General features: G+C 36.4%; 5 protein-coding genes. All 5 read right to left on the bottom strand.

The features are described from left to right. Positions 1–146: 146 nt before the first annotated feature. Positions 147–1,709 (bottom strand): glutamine-hydrolyzing GMP synthase, encoded by a 1,563-nt coding sequence (guaA, locus tag IHO13_RS04335; protein ID WP_225538438.1) that lies wholly within the window; start codon positions 1,707–1,709, stop codon positions 147–149. Positions 1,710–1,818: 109 nt separating this feature from the next. Continuing rightward, positions 1,819–1,992 carry a hypothetical protein gene (locus IHO13_RS04330; protein ID WP_368666882.1) on the bottom strand — a complete coding sequence of 58 codons (174 nt, stop codon included), beginning with the start codon at positions 1,990–1,992 and terminating at the stop codon, positions 1,819–1,821. A 25-nt stretch (positions 1,993–2,017) separates the two neighbouring features. After that, entirely contained in the window at positions 2,018–2,155 is a 138-nt protein-coding gene (locus IHO13_RS04325) for a hypothetical protein (protein ID WP_225538437.1), read from the bottom strand. 259 nt (positions 2,156–2,414) lie between these two features. Further along, on the bottom strand, positions 2,415–3,686 hold the full coding sequence (gene purD, locus IHO13_RS04320) for a phosphoribosylamine--glycine ligase (RefSeq protein WP_225538436.1): 1,272 nt from the start codon (positions 3,684–3,686) through the stop codon (positions 2,415–2,417). A 32-nt stretch (positions 3,687–3,718) separates the two neighbouring features. Further along, the gene (gene serS / locus IHO13_RS04315; protein WP_225538435.1) at positions 3,719–4,999 is read right to left on the bottom strand and encodes a serine--tRNA ligase; all 1,281 of its coding nucleotides are present in this window, start codon (positions 4,997–4,999) and stop codon (positions 3,719–3,721) included. Positions 5,000–5,264 lie beyond the last annotated feature (265 nt).

The following is a 5,264-nucleotide window of genomic DNA, read 5'->3' as shown; positions in this document are numbered from 1 at the left end:
AATTTTGTCATTGAGCCTGGAGATCAAAAACAAGTTTTCAATCAGAAATACCCTTATTTTTATAGTAGCAAGGCTAGCAAAGGTTGTCAAGTAATTTTTGCAGCTCTTGTGACTTAGAAAACAAGTGTCGAAGCACTGGCTCACGATTACTCCCACTCAATAGTTGCTGGTGGTTTGGAAGTTAAATCATATACAACTCTATTTACTCTGGAAACGTTATTAACGATTATGCTGCTAACGTTCTGCAGAAAATTCCAAAATACTAATGAATGTTGATTCTTACTCTCAAATGGAAATGCATCAGCTGTCATACCGTCAGACGATGTTACAGCTCTCAAAGCACAAACATATCCATATCTGCGATTATCTCCCATAACTCCCACAGTTCTTATTGGTAACAGTACAGCAAAAGCCTGCCATATCTTATTATACAGATCATAATTTTTCATTGTATTGATATATATTTCATCTACCTCTTGCAATATTCGTACCCTTTCTTCATCTACTTCGCCTATGATCCTTACTGCAAGTCCAGGTCCAGGAAACGGATGTTGAAATATTATCTCGTTTGAAAGACTAATTTCTTTTCCAAGCAGCCTTACTTCATCTTTAAAGAGATAGCGTAAAGGCTCTATTAGCTTTAGATTCATCTTTTCCGGCAATCCACCAACATTGTGGTGAGACTTAATTGTACTAGCATTTCCTGAAGCGTGCCCTGACTCAACTACATCGGAGTAGACGGTGCCTTGCATTAAAAAGTCCACATCACCTATTTTTTTCGCCTCTTCTTCAAGCACTTCAATGAAGGTATTGCCGATAATCTTTCGCTTTTCTTCCGGATCAGTTATTCCCTTTAACCTACTCAAAAATAATTTTGATCTGTCAACGTAGTTTATCGGAATCTCTTTCAACATAGCAATAGTTTGGTCTTTTCGTAACAATCCAGTGTCAATAAAAATACAGTTCAATTGTTTTCCTATAGCTTTATATGTGAGAGTTGCTGCAACACTTGAATCAACACCGCCACTTACTGCGGCAATTACCTTTCTTTTTCCTACTAAGTTTTTAATTTTTTCCTTCTGCTTTTCAACAAGTGACTTCATTGTCCAGTCTCTTTCACAATTTGCAATGTCCAAGAAATTAGAGAACAACTTGCTGCCATTTGCTGTGGGCTTAACTTCAGGATGAAATTGGGTACAGTAGATCCTCCGCTGTTCGTTGGCAACTATTGCGATTGTTTGATTTATCACACCCGATGCAATAACAGTAAATCCCTGCGGTATAGTTTCAACACTGTCTGCATGATTCATCAGCACATCCACTTCGGAATTGACTTCCCACGTATCCTTTATAATTGGAGATTCTTTTAGTATTTTGATCTCAGTTCTACCAAATTCTTGTTTGAATTTTCTTTTTACTTTTGCTCCAAAATAATGACAAATGAGTTGCTGCCCGTAGCATATTCCAAGTATAGGAACATTTGTTGCCTCATTGAGTTTTATAATTTCATGTACTACTTCACTTGCCTCAGTACAGCTTTCATTTACGGATTGTGGTCCTCCAGAGAAAATGAACCCGTTGAACTTCGATATTGTTTCAAAACTGATGTTGCTTGGAAATATCTCACAATAAACGCTCATTTCCCTTATTTGTCTTGCGATAAGCTGTGTAAATTGCGAACCAAAATCAATAATAGCAATTGTTGACAATGTGCTCCTCCATATTATTTAAAGTAATGTTTGATAATAAAGGAAATAGTGAGGCAAGTAAACTAAGACCTCTTTGAAAGCTTTAATATATAACTTAAACGTTACTGTTTTAAGCTGAAAGAAGCTTTGTACAGTGATGGCTTAGAATTCTTAGTCCTTCCTCAGGTTTAAGGCATACTTTAAAAAAATCCCAACCGTTGCAACTTTTACCAGTAATTCCTGTTCCAGCTGCAGAGGGAGAGTCATATTCTTTTCCGTTATAGATAAACTTGCCTTTATTGATGATTGCAACCTCATATGTTTTTCCTTTATATTTTCCAATAAGTACTTTCTCTATAAAAAGAGCTTAAAATAACTTTGTGATCTTGAGTTAAGCCATCATCAACTTGTATAACCTCTTCGGGTTTACTTACTTTGGACGCATCTGGCGGTTTGTTGCCTAACATGTTTTAACACCTTGTACATTATATATGTTACAACCTCGTTTTTAACTTCCTCTGCTCTTTCATTTACATATTTTTCTACTTCACTGCACACATGATTCTTTAAACTGCTAAGAAAGTTTTGCAAGTCGAGTAAAGTTAATTTAGAGGCTTCCATAAAAACCCCCAGTTTTATTATCACTTGTCAATAATACATCTAGTATGTTTAAAATACCTTTAAGAAAGATGATTTAAAACTTCTGCTTTCAGGTACAGGCGTAACTTAACTACCGATATCGTACCTGAAGAAACCCCCTGGCCATTCTAAAAAGTTCAGTGCTGAGTATACTTTACTTTTAGCTTCTTCCACATTGCTTCCTTCCCCTACTATATTGAGTACTCTCCCGCCATCGGAAACTAAGTTACCGCTTTCATCCAACTGAGTACCAGCATGAAATACCAGTATACCGGGAATACTCTCAATTTTATCCAATCCTCTAATTATTTCTCCTGTTTTATAATCACCTGGATAATCCTTACTTGCAACGACTACGCAAACTGTAGATTTGTTAGTAAGCTCCACCGTTTTGGCACTTAATTTTCCTTCTGCAACTGATAACATTAATTTTAATAAGTCACAATTTTCATCAAATCTAGGCAAAATAGATTGTATTTCTGGATCACCGAATCTAACATTATACTCAAGAAGTTTAGGGCTATCCTTGCAAATCATTAAGCCAGCAAAGAGTACTCCTTTATAAGGTGTCCCCATATTAGTCAGTGCTTGAATTGTTGGATATATTATTCTTTGGATAATTTTTTGTTCCATATCCTTACTTATAATTGAAGGAGATGAGTATGCCCCCATACCTCCGGTGTTTTGACCTTCATTGTTTTCATTAGCTCTTTTATAATCCTTTGCACATCCAAGGGTTGCAACTTTCAACCCATCAACAAAAGCAAAAAAGCTTAACTCCTCTCCAACTAAAAACTCTTCTATGACTATCTCTTCGCCTGATTCACCAAATTTTTTCTCTACCAACATTGAATCTATCGCCGAAAAAGCTTCATTTTCTGTGTTGCATATTATTACGCCTTTCCCTGCTGCAATTCCGTTTGCTTTTACTACAAGTGGAAATTTTATTTTATTGTTGCATACAAAGTTTTTAGCTAATCCCTCATCTACAAAACACTCATAATTGGCAGTTGGTATACCATATTGTTTACATAATCCCTTGGTAAAAGACTTCGATGCCTCAAGCTTTGCAGCTGCTCGACTTGGAGCAAAAACATTTATTCCCTCTGCAACTAGGTTGTCAGCAAGCCCATCGATTATTGGTTGCTCTGGACCAATAACAACTAACTCTATATTTCCTTTCTTGCAAAATTGTGTAATATCAATTGAGTTTTGGATATTTATATCCACAAGAACCCCAAGATTTTCCATAGCTCGGCGGCCAGGAGTGATATACAACTCAGTTAAGATAGGAGATTTTTTTAAAGCCCAAAGTAAAGCATGCTCACGTCCACCAGAACCTATAACCAGAACCTTCATCTTTAATTTCCTCGTTTTTTTGTATGTTAAAACTATTGTTTGTTTATAACAGTATCATTACTCATATATTTTTGCAACACTTTTGGTATTGTAATCGACCCGTCAGGATTCTGATAATTTTCCATTATGGCAATAATCGTTCTTCCTATGGCTAAAGCCGAACCATTTAAAGTGTGAACATATTTTTTCACCTTTTTATTAGTTTCTAAAGAATATTTAGCGTTCATTCTTCTTGCCTGAAATGCACCGCAATTTGAGCAACTTGATATCTCTCTATATTTATTTTGCTCAGGCAGCCACACCTCTATGTCGTAAGTCTTCTGCGCAGCAAAGCCCATATCACCACTGCATAGCAGCATCACCCTATATGGCAATTCCAATTGCTTTAATATCTCTTCAGCAACACTTGTCATACGCTCAAGTTCATCATTTGATCGGTTTTCGGTTGTGATACTCACCAACTCCACTTTACCAAATTGATGTTGCCTTACCATGCCTCTCGTGTTTCTTCCTCCACTACCAGCCTCCTTACGAAAACACTCCGAATATGCAGTAAAACGAACTGGTAGTTCTTTTTCTTCTATTATTTTATCAGCAACCAAATTTGTTAAAACCACTTCACCTGTAGGAATCAATCTCAATTCGTCGGTAGTTAAATATGAATCATCCGAAAATTTCGGTAGCTGACCAACATTATACATTGCTTCATTCTTTACCAAAGCCGGATGATGCACCTCAGTATAGCCAAATTCATTAATGTGCATTTCAAGCATAAAATTTACTAATGCTCGTGCAAGCTTAGCCAACCGTCCTTTCAATACTGCAAATCTTGACCCGGAGATTTTTGCTGCTTGTTCAAAATCCATCGAATCCAACCTCTCTCCGAGCTCATAATGAGACTTTGGCACAAAACCAAGTTTTCTTTTCTCCCCATATTTTCTAACCTCTACATTGGAGCTCTCATCTTCACCTATTGGCACGTTTTGTGCAGGGATATTTGGCAAGTTAGATAAGATATTCATTAAGTTATCTTTCTCCGTTTGCTCTTTAAAACTGATTAATTCTATCTCATTTGTTACGTTTCTTGACGCTTCTACCTCATTTTCACAGCGGCTCTTGCTCATTTTTAGCTTCCTTATCTCTTCTGTGATTTCATTGCGCTTCCTATTCAAATCTTGCAGTTTAGTGGTTAATGACCTTTTTTCATGATCGATTTCCAATATTTCTTCCACAATAAAATTTTTAATCCCCCTGCTCCTCATCGCTTTCCCGAATTCCTCAGGGTTTTTGCGTATATATTCTATATCATGCATACATTGAGCTATTACCAACGTTGTTACTGTACTTTAAAAGCTTTTTATAATCAATATTTTTGCACATACCATTTAATAACTGCTAATGGTAATAGGACAAATTAAAAATACTGTTTTGCCAGTCAACAATGGTGTCATTCCAGCATCACGCGTACAGCTATATGAACGTTACGATTGGCAGGTAAATTACGTAACAAAAGGTTTTATCCCAGTGCAACTCTAACTAAACACTCTATTTCCTTATTATCTAGCCTGCCAAGTTCAA

This window comes from Wolbachia endosymbiont of Mansonella perstans, from assembly GCF_020278605.1.
Classification (GTDB): domain Bacteria; phylum Pseudomonadota; class Alphaproteobacteria; order Rickettsiales; family Anaplasmataceae; genus Wolbachia.
Note: the sequence above shows the minus strand (reverse complement) of the source record. Positions and strands in the feature narration are given on the sequence as shown.

Excerpts from the sequence above, each read along its gene's own strand:
- IHO13_RS04325 (WP_225538437.1), bottom strand. The coding sequence starts at position 2,155 with ATGTTAGGCAACAAACCGCCAGATGCGTCCAAAGTAAGTAAACCCGAA.
- purD (WP_225538436.1), bottom strand. The coding sequence starts at position 3,686 with ATGAAGGTTCTGGTTATAGGTTCTGGTGGACGTGAGCATGCTTTACTT.
- serS (WP_225538435.1), bottom strand. The coding sequence starts at position 4,999 with ATGCATGATATAGAATATATACGCAAAAACCCTGAGGAATTCGGGAAA.